At 67.3% G+C, this 20,675-nt stretch carries 16 protein-coding genes and 2 pseudogenes; 14 read left to right on the forward strand and 4 right to left on the reverse strand.

Annotated features, from left to right (window positions below):
• The first annotated feature begins 23 nt into the window (after positions 1–23).
• Positions 24–809 (forward strand): SDR family NAD(P)-dependent oxidoreductase, encoded by a 786-nt coding sequence (locus tag B2515_RS12740; protein ID WP_293876860.1) that lies wholly within the window; start codon positions 24–26, stop codon positions 807–809.
• Here the strand turns inward: B2515_RS12740 and B2515_RS17315 are convergent.
• Positions 727–894, reverse strand: a pseudogene (locus B2515_RS17315) (AMP-binding enzyme); the annotation flags it as partial. The gene B2515_RS12740 and the pseudogene B2515_RS17315 overlap by 83 nt on opposite strands.
• 306 nt (positions 895–1,200) lie before the next feature.
• Between B2515_RS17315 and B2515_RS12750 the strand changes: the two are divergent.
• The 5 genes and pseudogenes from B2515_RS12750 to B2515_RS12770 all read left to right on the forward strand — a co-directional run.
• A pseudogene (locus tag B2515_RS12750) lies at positions 1,201–1,389 on the forward strand (nitronate monooxygenase); the annotation flags it as partial.
• The gene (locus B2515_RS12755; protein ID WP_414711397.1) at positions 1,386–1,703 is read left to right on the forward strand and encodes a 2Fe-2S iron-sulfur cluster-binding protein; all 318 of its coding nucleotides are present in this window, start codon (positions 1,386–1,388) and stop codon (positions 1,701–1,703) included. The pseudogene B2515_RS12750 and the gene B2515_RS12755, both read left to right, overlap by 4 nt.
• Positions 1,704–1,705: 2 nt before the next feature.
• Entirely contained in the window at positions 1,706–2,749 is a 1,044-nt protein-coding gene (locus B2515_RS12760) for a CaiB/BaiF CoA transferase family protein (protein ID WP_293876862.1), read from the forward strand.
• Positions 2,750–3,117: 368 nt separating this feature from the next.
• Positions 3,118–3,369 carry an Arm DNA-binding domain-containing protein gene (locus tag B2515_RS12765; protein WP_293876864.1) on the forward strand — a complete coding sequence of 84 codons (252 nt, stop codon included), beginning with the start codon at positions 3,118–3,120 and terminating at the stop codon, positions 3,367–3,369.
• A gap of 16 nt (positions 3,370–3,385) precedes the next feature.
• Positions 3,386–3,751, forward strand: coding sequence for a phage integrase central domain-containing protein (locus B2515_RS12770; protein ID WP_293876866.1), 366 nt, complete (start codon positions 3,386–3,388; stop codon positions 3,749–3,751).
• 34 nt (positions 3,752–3,785) lie between these two features.
• Here the strand turns inward: B2515_RS12770 and B2515_RS12775 are convergent, their stop codons facing one another.
• A complete protein-coding gene (locus tag B2515_RS12775; protein ID WP_293876867.1) occupies positions 3,786–5,531 on the reverse strand; it encodes a DUF5695 domain-containing protein in 1,746 nt (581 codons plus the stop codon).
• Positions 5,532–5,732: 201 nt separating this feature from the next.
• On the opposite strand from B2515_RS12775, the gene B2515_RS12780 reads away from it, so the two are divergent.
• Genes B2515_RS12780 through B2515_RS12795 form a run of 4 tightly spaced genes read left to right on the forward strand, consistent with a single transcriptional unit; the run spans position 5,733 to position 12,442 of the window.
• On the forward strand, positions 5,733–8,099 hold the full coding sequence (locus B2515_RS12780) for a glycoside hydrolase family 127 protein (RefSeq protein WP_349676250.1): 2,367 nt from the start codon (positions 5,733–5,735) through the stop codon (positions 8,097–8,099).
• The gene (locus B2515_RS12785; RefSeq protein WP_293876868.1) at positions 8,096–9,133 is read left to right on the forward strand and encodes an Ldh family oxidoreductase; all 1,038 of its coding nucleotides are present in this window, start codon (positions 8,096–8,098) and stop codon (positions 9,131–9,133) included. Before B2515_RS12780 ends, B2515_RS12785 begins: the two co-directional genes overlap by 4 nt.
• Complete coding sequence (locus tag B2515_RS12790; protein ID WP_293876869.1) at positions 9,130–10,887, forward strand: DUF885 domain-containing protein; 1,758 nt, start codon at positions 9,130–9,132, stop codon at positions 10,885–10,887. Before B2515_RS12785 ends, B2515_RS12790 begins: the two co-directional genes overlap by 4 nt.
• A gap of 1 nt (position 10,888) precedes the next feature.
• Positions 10,889–12,442, forward strand: a complete 1,554-nt coding sequence (locus B2515_RS12795; RefSeq protein WP_293876871.1) for a family 43 glycosylhydrolase — start codon at positions 10,889–10,891, stop codon at positions 12,440–12,442.
• Positions 12,443–12,579: 137 nt separating this feature from the next.
• On the opposite strand, the gene B2515_RS12800 is transcribed toward B2515_RS12795, so the two are convergent.
• On the reverse strand, positions 12,580–13,815 hold the full coding sequence (locus tag B2515_RS12800) for an NAD(P)/FAD-dependent oxidoreductase (protein ID WP_293876873.1): 1,236 nt from the start codon (positions 13,813–13,815) through the stop codon (positions 12,580–12,582).
• Positions 13,816–13,886: 71 nt separating this feature from the next.
• Here B2515_RS12800 and B2515_RS12805 point away from each other — a divergent pair, with 71 nt between their 5' ends.
• From B2515_RS12805 to B2515_RS12820, 4 genes are all read left to right on the forward strand, one after another.
• On the forward strand, positions 13,887–14,801 hold the full coding sequence (locus tag B2515_RS12805; protein ID WP_293876875.1) for a dihydrodipicolinate synthase family protein: 915 nt from the start codon (positions 13,887–13,889) through the stop codon (positions 14,799–14,801).
• A 12-nt stretch (positions 14,802–14,813) separates the two neighbouring features.
• Positions 14,814–15,812 (forward strand): 4-hydroxyproline epimerase, encoded by a 999-nt coding sequence (locus B2515_RS12810; protein WP_293876877.1) that lies wholly within the window; start codon positions 14,814–14,816, stop codon positions 15,810–15,812.
• Between the two features lie 61 nt (positions 15,813–15,873).
• Positions 15,874–16,527: a GntR family transcriptional regulator gene (locus tag B2515_RS12815; RefSeq protein ID WP_293876879.1), complete on the forward strand. Its 654-nt coding sequence runs from the start codon at positions 15,874–15,876 to the stop codon at positions 16,525–16,527.
• A gap of 21 nt (positions 16,528–16,548) precedes the next feature.
• Positions 16,549–17,961, forward strand: coding sequence for an amino acid permease (locus tag B2515_RS12820; protein ID WP_293876881.1), 1,413 nt, complete (start codon positions 16,549–16,551; stop codon positions 17,959–17,961).
• A 59-nt stretch (positions 17,962–18,020) separates the two neighbouring features.
• Here the strand turns inward: B2515_RS12820 and B2515_RS12825 are convergent, their stop codons facing one another.
• Positions 18,021–20,447, reverse strand: a complete 2,427-nt coding sequence (locus B2515_RS12825; RefSeq protein ID WP_293876883.1) for a S9 family peptidase — start codon at positions 20,445–20,447, stop codon at positions 18,021–18,023.
• Between the last annotated feature and the right edge of the window lie 228 nt (positions 20,448–20,675).

Here is a 20,675-nt window from a genome sequence, read left to right on the forward strand (position 1 = left end):
GCATCTAGGAAGGAAAGACGGCAATGGAATTGAACGGCGCAGCAGCCATCGTGACCGGCGGGGCCTCCGGGCTGGGCGGTGGAACTGTCGAGCGCCTCGCTCGCGGCGGGGCGAAGGTCACGATCTTCGACCTGAACGCTGATCTAGGCGTTGCGCTCGCCGAGAGGGTAGGTGGACACTTCATCAAGGTCGACGTCACCGACGAGAACGCGGTAGCGGCCGCAATAACGGAAGCCGAAGGGCTGAACGGCAAGGCGCGCATCCTGGTCAACTGCGCCGGCATCGGACCTCCGGCCAAGGTGATCGATCGCGACGGCAACCCGCTGCCGCTCGGATCCTTCTCCAAGATCGTCACGATCAACCTCATCGGCACCTTCAACGTACTGTCCAAGTTCGCCGCCGCGCTGCACGCCGCCGACCCGGTCGGCGAGGAGCGAGGAGTGGTGATCAACACCGCCTCCGTCGCCGCCTACGACGGCCAGATCGGGCAGGCGGCCTATGCCGCGTCGAAGGGTGGGGTCGTGGGCATGACCCTGCCGATCGCGCGCGAACTCGCCCGGTACGGCATACGCGTCATGACGATCGCACCTGGCATCTTCTGGACGCCGCTGCTCGCCACGCTGCCTCAGGAAGCGCAGGACAGCCTCGGCGCGCAGGTCCCGTTCCCGTCGGCGTCTTCACGCCGCCCAGCTCGCGACGGGCGAACGTCTGCAACTCGGCAGCGAGGGGGGCGTCTCCGGCAACTCCAGGTGCGGGCTGTACTACGGCTAGCACCATCTCGCCCATTTCGTCGCAGGGGATGCCGATGACCGCGACGTCGGCGACGGCCGGATGAGTCACGAGAAGATTCTCGATCTCCTGCGGATAGATGTTCACGCCGCCCGAGATGATCATGAAACTGCGCCGGTCGGACAGGAACAGGAAGCCGTCGTCGTCCAACCGTCCGATGTCGCCGAGTGTCGCCCAGCCGCGCGCGTCGTGAGCGTCGGCCGTCTTCTGGGGGTCGTTGAGGTAGCGGAACGCCGGGCCGTCGCTGAAAAATACGTCGCCGGTCTCGCCTGCGGGAAGCTCGTGACCGTCCGTACCGACGATGTGGACGACACCCAGCACGGCTCTGCCGACCGATCCAGGCTTTCGCAGCCACTCCTCGCTGGAAAGCGCCGTGATGCCGCAGCTCTCGGTGCCGGAATAATATTCGTGAAGGGCAGGACCGCGCTCGAAACCGGCGATCTTGACGCCGGCCTTATCTGGGCTGGTCAGATCCAGGGGCTCATCCACGACGTACCGACCTGTGCGGATCTGATCGGCCGAATCGTGTCGGAGGCCGAGGCGCTGATCGGCGGCAGGCTAGCAGAACTCATGGCGAGAACGCTGGAGAAGGCCGCGTGACGCCAATCATCACCCTGACGACGCGCGACGGAGCCGAGCACGAGATCAAGGGATCGCCGGATGCGACTGTGATGGAGGCCATCCGGGATGCAGGCTTCGACGAGCTGCTCGCGATCTGCGGCGGCTGCTGCTCGTGCGCGACATGCCATGTCTACGTCGAAAACGGCGGTGATCGCCTGCCGCCGATGAGCCCGGACGAGGACGATCTGCTCGACAGCAGCGATCATCGGACCACGACCTCGCGTCTTTCGTGTCAGCTTCGCCTCCACGACGCTGGCGACGGGCTCCGCATCCGCATCGCGTCGGAGGACTGACCATGGCCGATCCCGGCGGGCCGCTCGTCGGACTTCGCGTCGTCGAGTTCGCAAGCATCGGGCCGGGCCCGCACTGCGCCATGCTGCTCGCGGACCAGGGCGCAGACGTCGTCCGCGTCGACAGGGAGGGCGGCAACGGCTGGCCCAACCCGGTCATGGACCGCGGTCGGACGATCGTTACGCTCGACATCCGCACCGACGAGGGACGCATGGAGGCGCTATCACGGTGCGATAGCGCCGACGTGGTGATCGAGGGGTTCCGTCCTGGCGTGATGGAACGCCTGAGGCTGGGGCCGGACGTGATGCTCGCCCGCAATCCTCGGATCGTCTATGGTCGGATGACGGGCTGGGGTCAGACCGGCCCGCTGGCGAGCACCGCTGGGCACGATATCAACTACATAGCGCTGACGGGCGCGCTCGATGCCATCGGCACGCCGGGCGAACGCTCCATACCGCCGCTGAACCTGGTCGGCGACTTTGGCGGCGGGTCGCTGTACCTGGCGTTCGGCATCATGGCCGCCCTCTGGGAACGCGAGCGATCCGGGCTGGGACAGATCGTGGATGCCGCCATCGTCGACGGCGTCAGCAGCATGATGACGATGTTTGCAGGCCTCATCCCGTCCGGCCGCATCACGCTCGACCGTCCCCGCAACCCGCTGGGCGGCAGCGCGCCCTACTACCGCACCTATCTGTGCGCCGACGGTCGCGAAATGTCCGTCGGTGCGATCGAGCCACAATTCTGGGCCGAGCTCATCCGCGTCCTAGGTGTAGAAGCCGACAGCCCGGCGTCATTGCAGCACGAGGATCGGTGGGCGGAGGCAATCAAGCTGCTGGAAGACGCGTTTCGATCTAAACCTCGCTCGGAGTGGATCGCGCGCTTCGAGGGAACTGACGCCTGCGTGACGCCGGTCCTTACGCTGGCAGAAGCGATGGCGGATAGTCATCTGCACGCTCGCGGCACCTACGTCGGTTCCAAGGCGAATCGCACCTCCGCCCCGGCGCCACGATTTTCCCGAACACCTGGTATAATGCAGGGTCCAGTCTAGAATGTTGCTCCTGATCAGACGAGGTGCCGCACGAGGCTTATTTACCCTGTTCGCCAGGCTTGCTTCGTTCAGCAGAACTCAAGTCTACAGCGGTCAAATTCTGCCTGCGGTTCGAACCTGTCAAATGTCAATGTCAGGGAAAATGGGAGACCGTTCCGTGCGGGTCCCCGCAGCCAACACACCAAACAACCAGACCGTTTCAGGGAAACCCGGGGCGATTTTTTGTGCCCGTTTTCCGCGCCCGGACCCCGGTGCAGGGCGCTTCCGTTCGCCCCGTCCCGACCTTCCGGATGTCAGGACGTTGGTTTGCATTCGGGGGTATTTTGAGGGGTACTGCCCGGCATCACTGCCGGGGCACCTCCATGGCCATGAAAAAACTCGAAGCCCGCTACGTTACGAAGCGGGCAAGGGACTACGAGCTTCCCGATGGCGAGAGGCTGTACCTGCTCGTCCGCGCGAGCGGCTCGAAGCTGTGGCGCTTTGAGTACCGCTTTGGCGGCAAGGGGAAGCTGCTCGCTTTTGGCGTCTACCCCGCGGTCAGCCTCGCTGCCGCGCGGGCGTGGCATACGCACCGGCTCAGCGCACTGGACAAAGGCCATGCCGGGCGGTTGATGCCTTGAGCGCGATGCCTTTCCGGTGCTCGGGAGTATCGATCTGAAGGCGGTCACCGCTGCCGACGTGCTGGCGATGGTGCGGTGCGTCGAGGCACGCGGGGTGCTCGACGTCAGCCGGCGCCTCAAGCAGCATGTCAGCCAGATCTACCGCTTTGCCATCCCGCAGGGCTGGGCGGAACGCGATCCGGCCGAGCATCTTCGCGACCTGCCCAAGGCAAAGTCGCGGGTGCGGCACATGGCGCGGGTCGGCGTCGACGAGTTGCCGGCGCTGGTACGCGCAATTGACGGCCATGATGGTGACGAGACGCCGAGGCGGCGGGCGCCTGCCAGTTCGCTCCGAATGAGGACGCCCGGCTTCTGCCAGCTATCGCGCAGAGCACCGTTGTGAACGATCCACCCGCACCGGATCGTCGCTCCGACGATCAGCAGCTTGCGACCGTCGGCGCGCTCCATCTCGCCGGCTGATTCGAGCCGGGTGTTCCGTCGATGCTCGGCTTCCTCAGCGCGGCGTCAGTTCGAGATCGATCGGCGCCCCGCGCAGCGCGATCGTGTAGCCGCCGCGATCGGGCGTGCCGGTCGTGGGCGCGTAGCGACGCCCGGTGGCGGTCGTGGTTTCGAGGAGCAGCCGCGCGGCGGGCGTCGCCGGGGTCGCCGGGTCGAGCGTGAGCGTGATGCGCCCGGTCGCGGGCATGTAGCGCGCCGAAGCGATCTTGCCGGCGTCGAGCGTCACCCACATCCGGGTTGTCGAGCTGCTTCATCATCGCTGCGACCCATGCGCCGCCGCCGCCCTCGTCGCTCATCCCGGCGATCCACACGCGCGGCTCCTGCGTGAGGATCTTGTCGGCGTCGCGGTCATAGCTGAGGATCGCGGGCGCGCGGTTGAACGGATCGCTGCGGTCGTCGTAGAATTGCTTCGTGGTCGAGAAGCGGCCGATATCCGCCATCGTCTGCGCAAGCGGCTTGGTGACGAAATAGCTCACCGTCTGCACGCTGCCGTCGGCATAGGTAATCGAGACGCGGGCCCGGCCGAACTGGCGCGCCGCGACCGTGTAGCGCCGCCAGCCGTTGATCGTGCCCGCGGCGGTGACGCTGAGCGCGGCGGCGGGAAAGACGGCGATCGCCTTGACCGGTTTCGGACTGTTGAGAAACAGGCTGGCTTCCTGGTCAGTCGGTACGACATAGCCGGGCAACCCGATGGCAACCGGACGCCTGTTGGCGGTCAGCGTCGTCTCGATCGCGCGGATCGACGGTGCCTGCACGAAGCGTACCCCGACGGTGCGATGGGCACCGGGGGCCAGCGTGATGCTGGTCGGCGCATTCCATTGTTCGGCGGCGTTCTTCCACTCCTTGTCGACAAAGCCCTTGCTGGCGATCGTCCAGTCGTAGAACCCCTCCGACGTCTGTCCGCGCGGCGATCTGTCGGTAAAGATATCCCCTTCGGCCGCCACCTTGTCCTGCAGGATCGGGCGATACGCCTCGAGCGGCGAGCCGGCTTCCGGCAGCACCAGCAGCGCCGAACCCTTGCCGCTCAGTCGCGTGACCTGAAGATAGCCGGCGTCGCGGCCGATATAGGGATCGACGAAGCTCGCCTGCGTGTGTGCGGTTTCCAGATTGCGGTCGATCAGGATATTGTCGAACACCATCGGCAGGCCGAGTCCGCCGATCTCGACCGGCGCCTCGCCGCGGTTGATGAGCGTGAAGCGCAAGGCGAGTTTGCCGCCCGCGTCGACCCATCGCCGCTCGACCGCCAGCGGTGTGCCACCCAGCGAGGCGGTGATGTCGGCGGCGGAGATCGTGCCGCGAGCCGTCGGCAGCGTGCGGATCGGTCGACGCGCGCGGGAGGAGGCATAGTCCTGCCACGCGCCGCCGGCGGTACGCACGCGCAGGTTGATGTCACCGAGGTGAACATAGCCGTCACCCTGCCGTTCGGCTTCGCGCCCGCCGGGGGTAAAGTCGAACGTCGGTTCCCCCGCGGGCGACAGGCGCGCCAGGGTGCCGGTATCCTCACGCAAGGCGATACGCAGGTCGCCGACCATATAGGTCCTGGTCGCGATCGGCGGATAGGCGGGCTTGGGCTGTTCCTGACCCGATACGGCAGTGGCAAGGAACGCGGAGGCGGAAACGCCGGCCAAGGCAAGCGTGGGGAGCAGGAAGCGGAGGCGGGTCATGGGCGTTTCCAGGATGAGGGTTTGGTTGTGCTGGTGCGCTTCAAAACGATGGATCCGGGCGGACGTCCGCACGGAGGACGTATTCTATTCCGATTGGCTACCGTGGCGTTTCTGCGACCGGCATGACGCGACCGACTGTTCGAGCATTGACATAAAAGCGCTGCCGGGAAAGATAGTATACCGTATCTCAGGAGTGGGCCGGTGTTCCAGAGCAATCGTCGCGAATTGATGCTGGGGGCCGCGGCGTTGGCCTTGGCGCCCGGGCGATCGCTGGCGGCGGCGGCGTCGCTGCTTCCGGGCAAGGCACAGCCGTTGCCGCTCGGCGCGGTGCGGTTGCGGCCCTCCGACTATGCCACCGCGGTAGAGGCCAACACCAGATATCTGCACCGGCTGAGCGCCGATCGCCTGCTGCATAACTTCCGAAAATATGCCGGGCTGGAGCCCAGGGCACCCATCTATGGCGGATGGGAGAGCGACACGATCGCCGGGCATATCCTGGGCCATTACCTGACCGCCCTGGTGCTGACCTGGCAGCAGACCGGCGACGTCGAGATGCGCCGCCGCGCCGATTATATCGTCGACGAGCTCGCCGAGGCGCAGGCCAGGCGCGGCACCGGTTACGTCGGCGCGCTCGGGCGCAAGCGCAAGGACGGGACGATCGTCGATGGCGAGGAGATATTCCCCGAGCTGATGAAGGGCGACATCCGTTCGGGCGGGTTCGATCTCAACGGTGCGTGGTCGCCGCTCTACACCGTCCATAAATTGTTCGCCGGCCTGCTCGACGTGCATGCCGGCTGGGGCAATCCCAAGGCACTGGCGGTGGTCAAGGGGTTGGCGGGCTATTTCGAGACGACGTTTGCCGCGCTCGACGACAGGCAGATGCAGGAGGTGCTGGCCTGCGAATATGGCGGGCTCAACGAAAGCTACGCCGAACTCTACGCGCGGACCAACGACAGACGCTGGCTTGCGGTGGCGGAGCGAATCTACGATCGCCGCGTGCTCGATCCGCTGACGCAGCAGCAGGACAGATTGGCGAACTTCCACGCCAACACGCAGGTGCCCAAGCTGATCGGGCTGGCGCGACTGCACGAATTGACCGGCAAACCGGAGCAGGCCTCCGCGGCGCGCTTCTTCTTCGACACCGTGACGCATCATCACAGCTATGTGATCGGCGGCAATTCGGACCGCGAATATTTTTCGCTGCCCGACACGGTGGCGGATCACATCACCGAATCGACATGCGAGCATTGCAACACGTACAACATGCTGAAGCTTGCGCGGCAGTTGTACAGCTGGCAGCCGGACGGTGCGTTGTTCGACTATTACGAGCGCGCGCATCTCAACCACGTGATGTCGGCGCAGAACCCGAAGACCGCCGGCTTCACCTATATGACGCCGGTGATGAGCGGCGCCGAGCGCGGCTATTCGACGGTCGACGACGACGCCTTCTGGTGCTGCGTGGGGTCGGGGATGGAGAGCCATGCCAAGCATGGCGATTCCGTGTTGTGGGAGGGCGACGGCACGCTGATCGTCAACCTCTACGTGCCGGTCGAGGCGAGCTGGGCGACGCGCAAGGCGCGGGTTACGCTCGACACGAAGTGGCCTTTCGAGCCGGAATCGCGCCTGACCTTCTCTACGCTACCCCGGCCGGGGCGCTTTGCGGTCGCGCTGCGCGTGCCCGGATATGCCGCGGGCAGGGCGATGGTGATCGTCAACGGCAAGGCCGTGCAGCCGTCGTTCGAACGCGGCTATGCGATCGTCACGCGCCGGTGGAAAGCGCAGGACACCATCGCGATCACATTGCCGCTCGACCTGCGCATCGAACCGACGCCGGGCAATGCGAACGTCATCGCCGTCTTGCGCGGGCCGCTGGTGCTGGCGGGCGATCTCGGACCGGCGAGCGAGACGTGGGCGGGGGTCGAGCCCGCGATGGTCGGCCAGAATGTGCTGGCCGGCTTCACGCCCGCCGATCCGGCGGCGGCGATCTTTGCCACGAAGAATGTGGTGCGGCCGGGCGATCTGACGTTCGTGCCGTTCTATCGCCAGTACGAGCGACGCAGCGCGCTGTATTTCAAACGCTTCACCGATGCGGCCTGGGTGAGCGAAGAGGCCGCGTTCCTCGCCGAACAAGCCCGCGTGAAGGATATCGCGGCACGCTCCGTCGACACGATGTTCCTGGGCGAGATGCAGCCCGAGCGCGATCACAATCTGGTTTCCGAACTGTCGTATCCCGCCAGCTATCGCGGGCGGAACGGGCGCGATGCGCGGTCGGGCGGATATTTCGAGTTCACGATGAAAACGAGGCCCGGCCCGCTGATCCTGCAAGCGGCCTATTGGGGCGACGAGCGCCGCCGCGACTTCAACATACTGGTCGACAATGTAAAGGTCGCGACCCAGCATCTGGAGAACGACCGCCCGGGCAAGTTCATGGACGTCGACTATCCGCTGCCCGAGGCGCTGACCAGGGGCAAGGCGAGCGTCCGCGTGCGCTTCGTGCCGCACGACCGGAGCAGCGCCGGGCCGGTATTCGGCGTGCGAATCTACACCGCCAAGCCCGTCACCGCATGAGCGCGGTCGTTGACGGCGGTGTGCGGATGACGCTGGATGCCGTGCACACGCTGGCGGTCCGTGTGCTGCGCGGGGCGGGGCTGACGCCCGAACACGCCGATGCGGTCGCGGAGACGATGGTCGCGGGCGAGCGCGACGGATGTGCCAGCCACGGCATCTACCGCCTGTTGGTCGCGACGCGCAGCATCTCCGCCGGTGTCGTGGTCACGGATGCGGTGCCGTGCCTGAACGATTGCGCGCCGGGGCTAGTCCGTGTCGATGGCGGCGGCGGATTCGCGCAGCCGGCCTTCGCGCTGGGCCGTTCTGCACTGGCCGCGAAGGCGCGCGCGTCGGGCATCGCGGCGCTGGCGATCACCAATGTCGTGCATTTCGCCGCGCTATGGCCGGAGGTGGAGGCGCTGGCCGGCGATGGACTGGTCGCCCTGGCGGTCACGCCCAGCCATGCGTGGGTGGCGCCGGCCGGCGGGACGAAACCGGTGTTCGGGACCAATCCGATCGCGTTCGGCTGGCCGCGCGCGGGCCGCGACCCGTTCGTGTTCGACTTCGCCACCAGCGCGGTGGCGCGCGGGGAGATCGAACTGCATCGCCGGGCTGGAAAGGCTGTGCCGGCCGACTGGGGCTATGATGCCGAGGGACAGGCGACGACCGACGCGGCGGCGGTGCTGGACGGCGCGATGCGGACGTTCGGCGGACATAAGGGTTCGGCGTTGGCGGCGATGGTCGAGCTGCTCGCCGGGCCGTTGATCGGCGACATGACGTCGGCGGAATCGTTGGCGACGGACCGTGGGCGGGGCGGATCGCCGATCGGTGGCGAACTGATCCTCGCCATCGATCCGGCGGGCTTCCTGGGTGCGGAGGCGGCGCGGCATATGGCGCGTGCCGAGGCGATGTTCACCGCGATCACGGCGCAGGGCGCGCGCCTGCCGTCCGAACGCCGCTATGCCGCGCGCCGCGTAAGCGAGGCGAATGGCGTCGTCATACCGGCGGCGTTGCACGCGGAGATCATGGCGCTGGCGGGAGGGGTTCCGGCATGAGGGTTTTGATCGCTGGTCTGGTACTGGTTGCGTTTGTTGCACCGGGGCAGGCCGCACCGCGCAAGGCCGCACCCGGCGCCGACGCCCGCTTCAAGGCGCTGTACACCGCCGAATATAAATGGCGTCAGTATCAGCAGGGTCCGGGCGAGGACCGTCCCGCCGGTGTCACCGCGCGCCTGCCGGATGTCGGGCCGAAGGTGCAGGCGGAGCGGCTGGCGCGCTGGACGCGGACGGCGGCCGCGCTGGCGGCGATCCGTCCCGCGACGCTCCGTCCCGCCGCGCGTGTCGATTACGCGGTGTACAAGGGGCAGATCGACGCGCTGCTCGCCGAGCAGCGCTACCGCGACTATGAGAAGCCGTTGAATTCGGACACCAGCTTCTGGGGCGATGTGCTGGAATGGTCGCGCGGCAGTTTCCGGACCGAGGCCGACTATCGCGACTATATCGCGATGATGCGCGATATCCCGCGCTATTTCGGGCAGCAGACCGACAATATGCGCGCCGGACTGACGCGCGGTTTCACGCCAGCGGCGGTGACGCTGATCGGTCGCGACATCGGCGTCGCGCAGGTGGTGGACGCGCCGTCGGCGGAGGCATCGCCCTATTACGCCCCCTTCGCAACGATGCCGTCCGTCATCCCTGCCGCGACGCAGGCGGCGCTGCGGGCCGACGCTGCGGCGGCGATCAGCGATGCGGTGGTGCCTGCGCACGAGGCGCTGCTGACGTTCCTGCGCGGCGAATATATCCCCGGCGCGCGTACCGCGCTCGCCGCCTATGACCTGCCGGACGGTCGTGCCTATTACCGGTCGAAGGTCCGCGCGTTCACGACGCTCGACCTGACCCCCGAACAGATTCACGCCATCGGCCTCGCCGAAGTCGCGAAGATCCGTGCGCGGATGCTGGACGTCATGCGGACGGCGGGGTTCAGGGGCGATCTGCCTGCGTTTCTGACCTTCCTGCGCACCGATCCGCAATTCTACGCCAAGACGCCGCAGGACCTGCTTAACCGCGCTGCCTGGCTGGCGAAGACGTTCGACGGGAAGGCGTCGCGCTGGTTCGGGCGACTGCCGCGCAGCCGCTTCACGATCGAGCCGGTGCCGGACGATCTTGCGCCCTTCTACACCGGGGGGCGGGGCGGACCCGGCATCTACCTCGTCAACACCTACAATCTGCCTGCGCGTCCGCTCTATTCGCTGCCCGCGCTGACGCTGCACGAAAGCGCGCCGGGCCATGCGATGCAGATGCCGCTGGCCGCCGAGAACACCGCGCTGCCGCAGTTCCGCCGCGACGGTTACATCTCCGCCTATGGCGAGGGCTGGGCGCTCTATTGCGAGGCGCTGGGCGAGGAGATGGGCATGTACGGCACGCCGTACGAGGTGTTCGGCATGCTCAGCTACCAGATGTGGCGCGCGGCGCGGCTGGTGGTGGACACCGGCATCCACAGCCAGGGGTGGAGCCGCGAGCGAGCGCAGGCCTATCTGCGCGACAACACTGCGCTTGCCGAGCATGAGGTGACAACCGAGGTCGACCGCTACATCGCCTGGCCGGGGCAGGCGTTGAGCTATTATATGGGCGAGCTGGCCATCCGGAAGGCGCGCGCGCGGGCCGAGGCGGCGCTGGGGCCCAAGTTCAACATCCGCGCCTTCCACGACGCGGTGCTGGCGCTGGGATCGGTGCCGCTGCCCGAGATCGACCGCCGCATCGACCGCCTGATCGCCGAGGGTGGCAAAGGCCCCTATCCGAACGAGGAATGATGTGCGCAGACTGATGGACGGGATGTGCCTGCTCGGCCTGTCCGCTGCTGCAGGCGCGCAGCGGAGCGAGCAGATCGTCAGCAGCGGCAATCCGATCCTCGCCGATGGCCGCTTTTATTCGACCGATCCCGCCCCGCTGGTCGATGGCGACACGCTGTGGATGCTGGCCGGGCGCGATGAGGCGCCGGCGGACGTTAACGACTTCATCATGAACGAGTGGCAGTTGCTCGCCACGCAGGACCCGGCATCGGGCAGGTGGACGCACTATCCCCATGTCGCGCGGCCGGAGACGGTGTTCCGATGGGCCGAGCCCGGGCGCGCCTATGCCGGGCAGATCGTCAAGGCGCGCGACGGCCGCTTCTATTTCTACGCGCCGGTGGTGCAGCACGACAGTCAGGCGAAGGACCGTTTCGCGATCGGCGTGGCCGTGGCGGACAGGCCCGTGGGTCCGTGGATCGACGCGCATCCCGCCGGGCCGATCGTGTCGCAACGGACGCCCGAGCGCAACGACATCCAGAACATCGACCCCAGCGTGCTGGTCGATGATGACGGACGCGTGTTCCTTTATTGGGGAACGTTCGGACAGATGCGCGGCATCGAACTGGCGCGTGACATGGTGACGCCGAAGGGGGCGGAGAGGCGTATCGACGGGGTCGACGGCTTCTTCGAAGCGCCATGGCTCATGAAGCGCAAGGGCGTCTATTACATGATCTATGCGGCGAACAATGCCGGGCCGCGCTCGACCTGTACGCCGACCCTCTATCACGCCTGCATCGCCTACAGCACCGCGACATCGCCACTCGGGCCCTGGGTCTATCGCGGGGTGATGCTGAAGCCCGTATCGTCGACAACGTCGCATCCCGGCGCGGTCGAGTTCAAGGGCAAGTGGTATCTCGCCTATCACACTGCCGATGCGGTGGGCGGCGGGCATTTCCGCCGTTCGGTCGCGCTGGACCGGATCGAGTGGGACGACAGCGTCAGCCCGGCGCGAATCCGCATGGTGGTGCCGACGCGGCGGCGGCAGCCGGCCCCGGCGGTGACACGCAACGTCGCCGGGGCGGCCTTTGCCAGTGCCTCGAACGAGCCGATCCCGGTGCAATATTGGATCAGGGCGCTGAACGACGGCGTCGTCAAGACTGCGCCGTTGCCGCCCGACATGTGGGGCAACTGGACTGGCGATTCCGCCAGACGGAGCTGGATCGCATATCGCTGGAACCGGCCGGTGACGGTGAACGGGTCGCGCATCTGGTTCTTCGCCGACCAGCCGGCGGGGTCGGGGACCGGCGTCGCGCCGCCAGCGGCCTGGCGGATCGAATATTTCGACCGGGGCTGGAAACCGGTGGCGAACGCGTCGGGCTACGGCGCGATCCCGGGCGCGTATCAGGACACGACCTTCGCCCCCGTCACGACGCGCTGCCTGCGCGCGACGTTCGAGGCGTCGGGCGCGAACGGCACCCATGCGGGCGTCGCAGTGCAGGAATGGCAGGTGCTATCGCCCAGGCCGGCCGTGCCGGTGACGCCGGGTCGGGACCGCACGCTCGCCGGGTGCGAGTGACATCACCGCGGGTCCCATCCGGCGTGCCGCAGCGTTTGCGCCCGAGCGGAAGGCCACCATGGTGTCAACCGTGCGCCTCGCGCCCGCGTCTTGCGCGCCGGCGACAGTCGCCGCGTCAAGGGCGATCTGCAAGAGGGTCATGTCCGCCCCCTGCCACGCTCGAAGCGCGCGATATCGAACGGGGCGATTTCGACCGGCGGGGTTTCGCCATGCGCCAGCGCACCGACGATCCGCGCGGTAACGGCTGCGAGCGTCAGCCCAAGATGCTGATGCCCGAAGGCGTAGATCAGGTTGGAGACGCGGGTCGAGCGGCCGATGGCGGGCAGGTAATCGGGCAGGGTGGGGCGCGACCCGATCCATCTTTCGTACGGCCCGGTGACCGGCAGGCCGAGGGCGGCGACGTGACGCTCCAGCCGGTCCCATTTGCGCGGGTCGGGCGGGGCGTCGGGGTCGTTGAGTTCGACGAAGCTCGCTGCCTGCACGCATCCGCCATAGCGGGTGACGATCATCGAACGGTCCTCGAACACGACGGGGGGCATGTCGGCCGGCCACGCGCTGGCGCTGCCGCGGATATGATAGCCGCGTTCGGCGATCAGCGGGGTGCGGTGCCCGGCCGCGGCCATCAGCGCGGACGATCGCACGCCAGCGCTGACCAGCACCAGATCGGGCCTGTGGCCATCGACCAGCGCGGTGCCGTCGACGACGTCCAGCGTGGCATGCCGCCGCTCGATCCGGCCACCGAGACGAAGCAGTTCTGCTTCCAGCATATCGGCGAGCATGCCGAGGTCGGTGATCTGGCCGCTGCCGTCGAAGCGGATCGCCGCAGCGACGTGCGGCGATAGCGCGCGGAGGTCGGCCATCTCGGCGGCGGTCGCCTCGGCGAAGCGCGCCGTTCCGGTGTCGGCGGCGGCCCAGGCGGCGCGACCGATGGCGGCGCTCGCCGCGCTTTCCCAGGCGACGATATGGCCGTCGCGGCACAGGAGCTCGGGTGCGCCCATCGAGGATGTCAGCTGCTGCCACGCGGGCATCGCTTGCGCGAGCAGAGAGCCGAGTGCGGCACTGCCCTCGGCGAAACGACGCGGGCTCGACGCCGCGATCAGGCGCCACGCGAAGGGCAGCCAGTGGCGGATGCCTGCATGCGGCAGATCGAGCGCGCCGCCTCTGGCGAAATGGCGGCGGGGTGCAGACCGGATCGCGGCGCGCGAGGCGAGGGGCGCGACCTGTTCGGTCGCGATGTGCCCGGCATTGCCCCATGAGGCGGCGGTACGAGCGGGCGTCGCGTCGATCACGACGACGTGGCCGCCGCGCCGCGCCAGATCGATCGCCGCACACAGCCCGATCACGCCGCCGCCGATCACCATCGTTCGAGTCACGGGATCATCCTGTTGCACCACGACGGCGATTATAGTATACGATATTCGAACTCAAGAAGGCAGTGGGACAGATGGCGATTGGTTGGAAGGGTGTGTTCCCGGCGGTGACGACCCAGTTGCGCGAGGATCTATCGATAGACCTAGGCGATACGCAACGCGTCGTCGACGACCTCATCAAGGACGGGGTCACCGGCGTGATCGCCCTTGGCACCGTCGGAGAGAACAATTCGCTCGATTTCGACGAAAAGACGCGGGTGCTGCGCGCGATCGTCGAGGTCGTGGCGGGGCGCGTGCCGGTGATTACCGGCGTATCGGAATATGATACGCGTCGCGCCGTGCGTTATGCCCGGGCGGCGGAGGATGTCGGCGCGGACGGGCTGATGCTGTTGCCGCCGATGGTCTATGTACCGAAGCCCGCCGAGCTGGCGGCGCATTTCAAGGGCGTGGCTGGTAATACCGGCCTGCCGATCATGCTGTACAACAACCCGCCGGCCTATCGCACGATGATCGACAGCAATGTGCTTGCCGAACTGGTCGACGTGCCGAACATCGTCGCCATCAAGGAATCCGCGCCGGACACGCGTCGCTTCACCGACATCCGCACCGCGTTCGGCGACCGCTTCGTGCTCTTTGCAGGGCTGGACGACGTGGCGCTTGAGGGCCTGTATCTCGGCGCGCAAGGCTGGGTGTCGGGGCTGACCAACGCGTTTCCGAAGGAGTCGGTCGAGCTGGTCGCGGCATTCGATCGCGGCGATCATGCCAAGGCGATGGAAATCTATCGCTGGTTCATGCCGCTGCTGCATCTTGATGCCGAGCATGACCTCGTCCAGTCGATCAAGCTTGCCGAGCAGGTGATGGGCCGCGGTTCGGAGCGCGTGCTGCCGCCGCGCTATCCGCTGGTCGGCGCGCGCCGTGCCGAGGTGATCGCGATGGTCGAGCGCGCGGCGGACACCCGCCCCGTGCTGGCACCGGCCAGAGCGGGCTGACAGGCCGTGCCGATGCGCCATACGTTCTTCTGCATCGACGGCCATACGGCGGGCAATCCGGTCCGTCTGGTGGTCGGCGGTGCGCCGCTGTTGCGCGGCGCGTCCATGTCCGAACGGCGGCAGGATTTCATGGCGCGGTTCGACTGGATCCGCACCGGCCTGTGCCTCGAGCCGCGCGGCCACGACATGATGTCGGGCGGCTTCCTCTACCCGCCGACGCAGCACGATACCGATATCGGCATCCTGTTCATCGAAACCTCGGGCTGCCTGCCGATGTGCGGCCACGGTACGATCGGCATGGTGACGTTCGCGCTGGAGCACGGGCTCATCCAACCGGCCACGCCGGGACGATTGCGCGTCGAGGTGCCGGCGGGGGTGATCGAGATCGCCTATGCGACCGAAGGCGCCAAGGTCACGTCGGTGCGCATCGTCAACGTACCGAGCTACGTCGCGGCGACCGGCATCGCGATCGATGTCGAGGGGCTCGGGCCGCTATCGGTCGATGTCGCCTATGGCGGGAATTTCTACGCGATCGTCGAGCCGCAGGGGGCGTATACGTCGCTCGATGATCTGGGCGCGGCGCGCATCGTCGATCTGAGCGTGCGGGTGCGCGCGGCGGTGCGCGCGGCGTTCGAACCGGTCCACCCGCTCGATCCCACGATCCACGGCGTCAGTCATGTGCTGTGGGCGGACGTGCCGCGCGCCGACGGGGCCGATGGTCGCAACGCCGTATTCTACGGCGACAAGGCGATCGACCGCAGCCCGTGCGGTACCGGCACCTCGGCGCGGCTGGCGCACCTTGCCGCGCAGGGGCGGCTGCGGGTCGGCGAGCGCTTCGTGCACGAAAGCTATATCGGCAGCCGCTTCACGGGCCGGGTGGAATCGGCCACCTCGCTCGGTGAGAAGGTCGCGATCATCCCGTCGATCGAGGGATCGGCGGTGGCGACCGGGTTCAACACGATCTGGATCGATCGCGCCGATCCGTTCTGGGACGGTTTCTCGGTGACATGACCGGTCGCGGTCATCGTACAGCGGCGTGCGGTACGGACGTGGACGAAGGAGTGTGCGTGGCATGAGCATCGTCATCCGAACCCTGTCCGAACGGGTCTTCGAGATCGTGCGCGACCAGATCGTCACCGGCACGCTGCCCGAGGAGGTGCCGATCCGTCAGGATGCGCTGGCGCGCGATCTGGGCGTGAGCAAGATCCCGCTGCGCGAGGCGCTCGCGCGGCTGGAGCAGGAGGGGCTGCTGACCAGCCAGGCCAATCGTGGCTATTTCGTCCGCGGCATGTCGGCCACGGAGGTCGACGAAATCTACGAACTGCGCCTGGGGATCGAGCCGCGCGCCGCGGCTCATGCCTCGACTATCGCGACCGAGACGGATCGCGCCGTCGCGATGGCGGCGTTCGAGGCGCTCGATCGCGCGGCCAACGACAGTCTGGGCGATGTCGCGGTGCGCAACCGCGAATTTCACACCGCGCTCGTCCGGCCCGGTGGCCGCTTGCTCACCACGCAGATGGTCGAGCGGCTGTCGATCCTCGCCGAACGCTACGTCGTCGCGCACCTGCAGCCCGCCGGGCGCAATGCGCGCGCGCATGTCGAGCACAAGAAGCTGATCGACGCGTGGATGGCGCGCGATGCCGCGCTGCTGGACCGGCTGATGGCCGAACATATCCGAGGGACTTTGTACGATTTGCACGCGCAGTTCGGCGCACGCGCAGGCTGATACCACCAAGGGGGCTATACGATGTTCGGACCGCGCAAGTCGCCTGAGACGATTACCGAGCATCTTGCGGGGCAAAGCCTCGCGAAGACGCTGAGCTGGCCGCATCTGATTGCGCTTGGCGTCGGTGCGATCGTCGGGACCGGCATCTACACCCTGACCGGTGTGGGCGCGGAACGCGCAGGTCCGGCGGTCATCCTGGCCTTCGCGATCGCGGGCGCCGTATGCGCCTGCGCTGCGCTGGCCTATGCCGAGCTCGCGACGATGCTCCCGGCGGCGGGCAGCGCCTACACCTTCAGCTACGCCGCCCTGGGCGAGACGATCGCCTGGGTCGTCGGCTGGAGCCTGATCCTGGAATATTCGCTCGCCTGCTCGACCGTCGCTGTCGGCTGGTCCGGCTATCTTGTCGGCTGGATCCAGACCGCGGGCGTGCATTTGCCGCCTGCGTTGCTGGTCGGGCCGCATGGCGGCGGGATCATCAACCTGCCTGCCGTCGCCGTCGCGCTCGCGGTGATGGGCCTGCTGGTGGCAGGAACGCGCGAGAGCGCGACGCTCAATATCGTACTGGTCGTCATCAAACTGGTCGCGCTCGGCATTTTCATCGCTTTCGCGCTCCCTGCCTTTCAGGGACAGAATCTCGAACCGTTCATGCCCTACGGCTTTGCGGCGACCGAGACCGGCGGCGAGACGCGCGGCGTGATGGCGGCGGCGGCGATCGTCTTTTTCGCCTTTTACGGGTTCGATGCGGTGGCGACTTCGGCCGAGGAGGCCAGGAATCCGGGACGCGACCTCACGACCGGGATCGTCGGATCGATGCTGGTATGCACGATCATCTACATGCTCGTCGCGGTCGCCGCGATCGGCGCGCTGCCGTTCCAGCAACTCGCCGACTCGCCCGAGCCGCTGGCGCTCGTCCTGCGCGCGCTCGGAGAACCGCGCGCCGCGTATCTGATCGCTTTGGCCGCCGTCGTTGCGTTGCCGTCGGTGATCCTCGTGATGATGTACGGACAGAGCCGCATCTTCTTCGTCATGGCGCGCGACGGGCTGCTGCCGAGCGGTCTGGCGAAGGTTTCGCCGCGTAGCGGCGCCCCGACGCGGATTACGGTGATAACCGGCATCTCGATCGCGGCGATCGCCGGCTTCTTCCGGCTGGACGAGATCGCGGAACTGGCCAATGCCGGCACGCTGGTCGCGTTCATCTCGGTCGGCGCCTGCCTCATGGTGTTGCGCAGGACGGCACCGGATATGAAGCGGCTGTTCCGTTGCCCGGCGCCGTACGTCGTTGGTACGCTGGCGATCCTGGGTTGCCTGTACCTTCTGTTGAGCCTGCCGGGTGCGACGATTATCCGCTTCGGCATCTGGAACGCGATCGGGCTGCTGGTCTATGTCGCCTACGGCCGTCGGCACAGTTTGCTGAAGCGCGCCGCCGCCACCTGACCTTTCCGGCCCTGATCGTTGCTTGCCGGCAGCGTCCGACGAATGACGGCCGGCCTCACTCAGTTCGCCGGAGCCGGTGCGATCGGTGGTGCGGTGGCGGGAATGACGGGCGCGACCGGCCGCGGCATCGACGGCGGACGCTCCTCCAGCAGATGGATGGTGAAATAATCGCGCAGCTTGCGCCAGAAGAACGGCTGGAACACCCAGTGGGTGGTGTTGGGCAGGATGACGAGATCGACGTCGCGGCCCTTTTCGATGAGTGCGTTGGCGAGGCGCAGGCTCTCCGTCACCGGCACATTGTCGTCGATGTCGCCGTGGATCAGCAGCAGCTTGCCGACGAGGTTGCCCGCCACCGACATGTTGGAGTTGCGTTCCCACGTCGCCGCATCGGGATTGCCCATCGACACCTCCGGCCACCATGCCTTGTCGAGCCGCAGGTCGTGGTTGCCCGACGAGGCGACCGCGACCTTGAAGAAGCCCGGCCGCCTCAGCACGAACCGCGCCGCGTCATAGCCCCCCGCCGAACCGCCATAGACGCCAACCCGGTCGGTATCGATATAGGGGTAGCGCGCGGCCATCTGGCGGATCAGCGCGATATGGTCGTCCAGCCCGACCTCGCCGAGATTCCGATAGGCGTCCAGCCGGAACGCCTGCCCGCGTCGCGAGGTGCCGCGCCCGTCGATGGTGACGACGATCGCGCCGAGCTGCGCGACGCTCGCCGGGCTGTTGGCGATCGAATCGATCCAGGTCGTCGGCACGTCGGTGGTGGTCGGGCCGGTATAGACGTTGTCGATGATCGGATAGCGCCGGCCGGGGTCGAAATTGGCGGGGCGCCAGATCATGCCGTAGATCGGCGTCCTGCCGTCCGCCGCGACCCCGCGGAACGGTTCGGGCGGCGTGAAGCCGGTGGCAAGCAGCGCGCGCGCGTCCGCATGGCCCAGCGTCGCGACGATCCGGCCATCGATCGTGGAGCGGACGACGGTGACGGTCGGGCTGGTGGGGCTGGACATCGCATCGACGAACCACTGGCCGTCGGGCGAGATGCGGGTGGCATGGTCGAGCGGCTCCGGCGTCAGCAGCTGCGGCTGGCTACCGTCGAGGGTCAGGCGGTAGAGCGCGCGATAATAGGGATTGCGGTCCCCCTCGCGCCCGACGCCGCTGACGATCAGCGCACGCCCGTGCGCGCCGACATGATCCACCGACAGCACCTCCCACGTTCCGCGGGTCAGCGGAATGCCGCCATTGGCATCGTCCGGCCGCACCAGATAAAGCTGTGCCCAGCCGGAGCGTTCGGAGATGACCAGCTCGCCGCCCAGTTCGGGCGCGGGCCGGATCGCGGTGGAGGTGACGGTGACGAGCGGCTTCACCGCCTCGCGCGCGGTGATGCGCGCCCGGCCGGTATTCGCATCGGCGGCATAGACGACGAGCGAACCATAGCCGCGTTCGGTCCATTGCGCGCGGATCGTGCGATCGTCCGACCAGTCGAGATCGGGGTCGCCGGGGTAAAGCAGCGATTCCGCGGGTACCTGCAGCGGCACGAGCGTGGCGCGGCGGCGCTTCAACGCATCCTCGACATCGATGGCCAGCCGGGTCGCCTGCGGCAAATGCGGCGACCCGGCGAGCGGATAGACGTAGGAAAAGCTGCGGGGATAGAGGCTGCCCGGCGGATTCTCCTGCGTGATCGACAGGCGCGGCACGTCGCGGGTGTCGAGCCGCCAGGTCGCGATCCGGCGGCTGTCGGGCGACCAGCGCACCGATACGGGCATCGGCGGCTCCTCGGTCCCCGCGCTCAGGATGTCGGCGAGGGGCGGGATGCCACGGCCATAGGGTTGATGGCGGGTGCCGTCGGTGGTCAGCGCCACCTCGCGCCCGGATTTCCGATCGCGTGCGAACAGGTTGAAATCGCGCGCCACGATCTCGAACCGTCCGTCCGGCGATACCATGCCTTCGCTGCCGGACGCCCGCCGCGGCACTTCGGCAAGCGTACCGGCACGGTCGATCGTCACGCGGCGGTCATCGACGGAGAGGGAGAGGATACCCGTTTTCACGTCATAATCGGGGCGGGTGAGGCTGAGCATCCGGGGATCGATCTCCCGTCCGACCCTCTTGCCGACCGCGGCGGCGATGGTGGCCTCGTTGATGACGGGCTGTATCGCTCCGGTCGTGAGGTCAAGATACAGGAAGTCGCGCTTGCCGGCAGGGCCACGGCGATAGAGCAGCCCGGCTCCGTCCGACGTGAACGCCGTGCGAAGATCGGCATCGACAATCAGACGATCGATCGCCGGGCGCAGATAGGCATCGGCCCTGGCGTAGCGTTCGGCGACGCTGGGCCAGTGAGGTGCGGTCGGCGACGCAGTCGGCGTCGAGGGAGCCGCCGCTCGCGGTGTCGCCTGTTGCGTGTGCGCGGCTGTCACCGGCGCCATCGTCGCCAGCATGACGGTGGCGAGCAGCATGCCGCGCAAGCTGCGCCCGTTCGATCGTATCATTCGACCCCCTGTTTGCCAGCGACGAATACACGCGCGCCGGACTCGCAACAATTAAATTATACGATATAATATTGTCTCGCGTTGTTGGATATTTGGCTGGTTGCCGATGATCCGGTCATTGTCAGGGATCGCCCGTCGGCCACGCAAGGGCATGTCCGTCCGATGCAACGCGGCTGCGGCGGCAGCATCGATCGACCGGTGTCGTAATCGATATGCGTGACAATGGGA

Source organism: Sphingomonas sp. UBA978 (assembly GCF_002292295.1).
Classification (GTDB): Bacteria; Pseudomonadota; Alphaproteobacteria; order Sphingomonadales; family Sphingomonadaceae; genus Sphingomonas.

Bases quoted from the DNA above. Each gene is read 5' to 3' on its own strand.
- B2515_RS12760 (WP_293876862.1), top strand. From the start codon at position 1,706: ATGGCCGATCCCGGCGGGCCGCTCGTCGGACTTCGCGTCGTCGAGTTC.
- B2515_RS12815 (WP_293876879.1), top strand. From the start codon at position 15,874: ATGAGCATCGTCATCCGAACCCTGTCCGAACGGGTCTTCGAGATCGTG.
- B2515_RS12810 (WP_293876877.1), top strand. From the start codon at position 14,814: ATGCGCCATACGTTCTTCTGCATCGACGGCCATACGGCGGGCAATCCG.
- B2515_RS12820 (WP_293876881.1), top strand. From the start codon at position 16,549: ATGTTCGGACCGCGCAAGTCGCCTGAGACGATTACCGAGCATCTTGCG.
- B2515_RS12805 (WP_293876875.1), top strand. From the start codon at position 13,887: ATGGCGATTGGTTGGAAGGGTGTGTTCCCGGCGGTGACGACCCAGTTG.
- B2515_RS12790 (WP_293876869.1), top strand. From the start codon at position 9,130: ATGAGGGTTTTGATCGCTGGTCTGGTACTGGTTGCGTTTGTTGCACCG.
- B2515_RS12740 (WP_293876860.1), top strand. From the start codon at position 24: ATGGAATTGAACGGCGCAGCAGCCATCGTGACCGGCGGGGCCTCCGGG.
- B2515_RS12765 (WP_293876864.1), top strand. From the start codon at position 3,118: ATGAAAAAACTCGAAGCCCGCTACGTTACGAAGCGGGCAAGGGACTAC.
- B2515_RS12825 (WP_293876883.1), bottom strand. From the start codon at position 20,447: ATGATACGATCGAACGGGCGCAGCTTGCGCGGCATGCTGCTCGCCACC.
- B2515_RS12785 (WP_293876868.1), top strand. From the start codon at position 8,096: ATGAGCGCGGTCGTTGACGGCGGTGTGCGGATGACGCTGGATGCCGTG.
- B2515_RS12775 (WP_293876867.1), bottom strand. From the start codon at position 5,531: ATGACCCGCCTCCGCTTCCTGCTCCCCACGCTTGCCTTGGCCGGCGTT.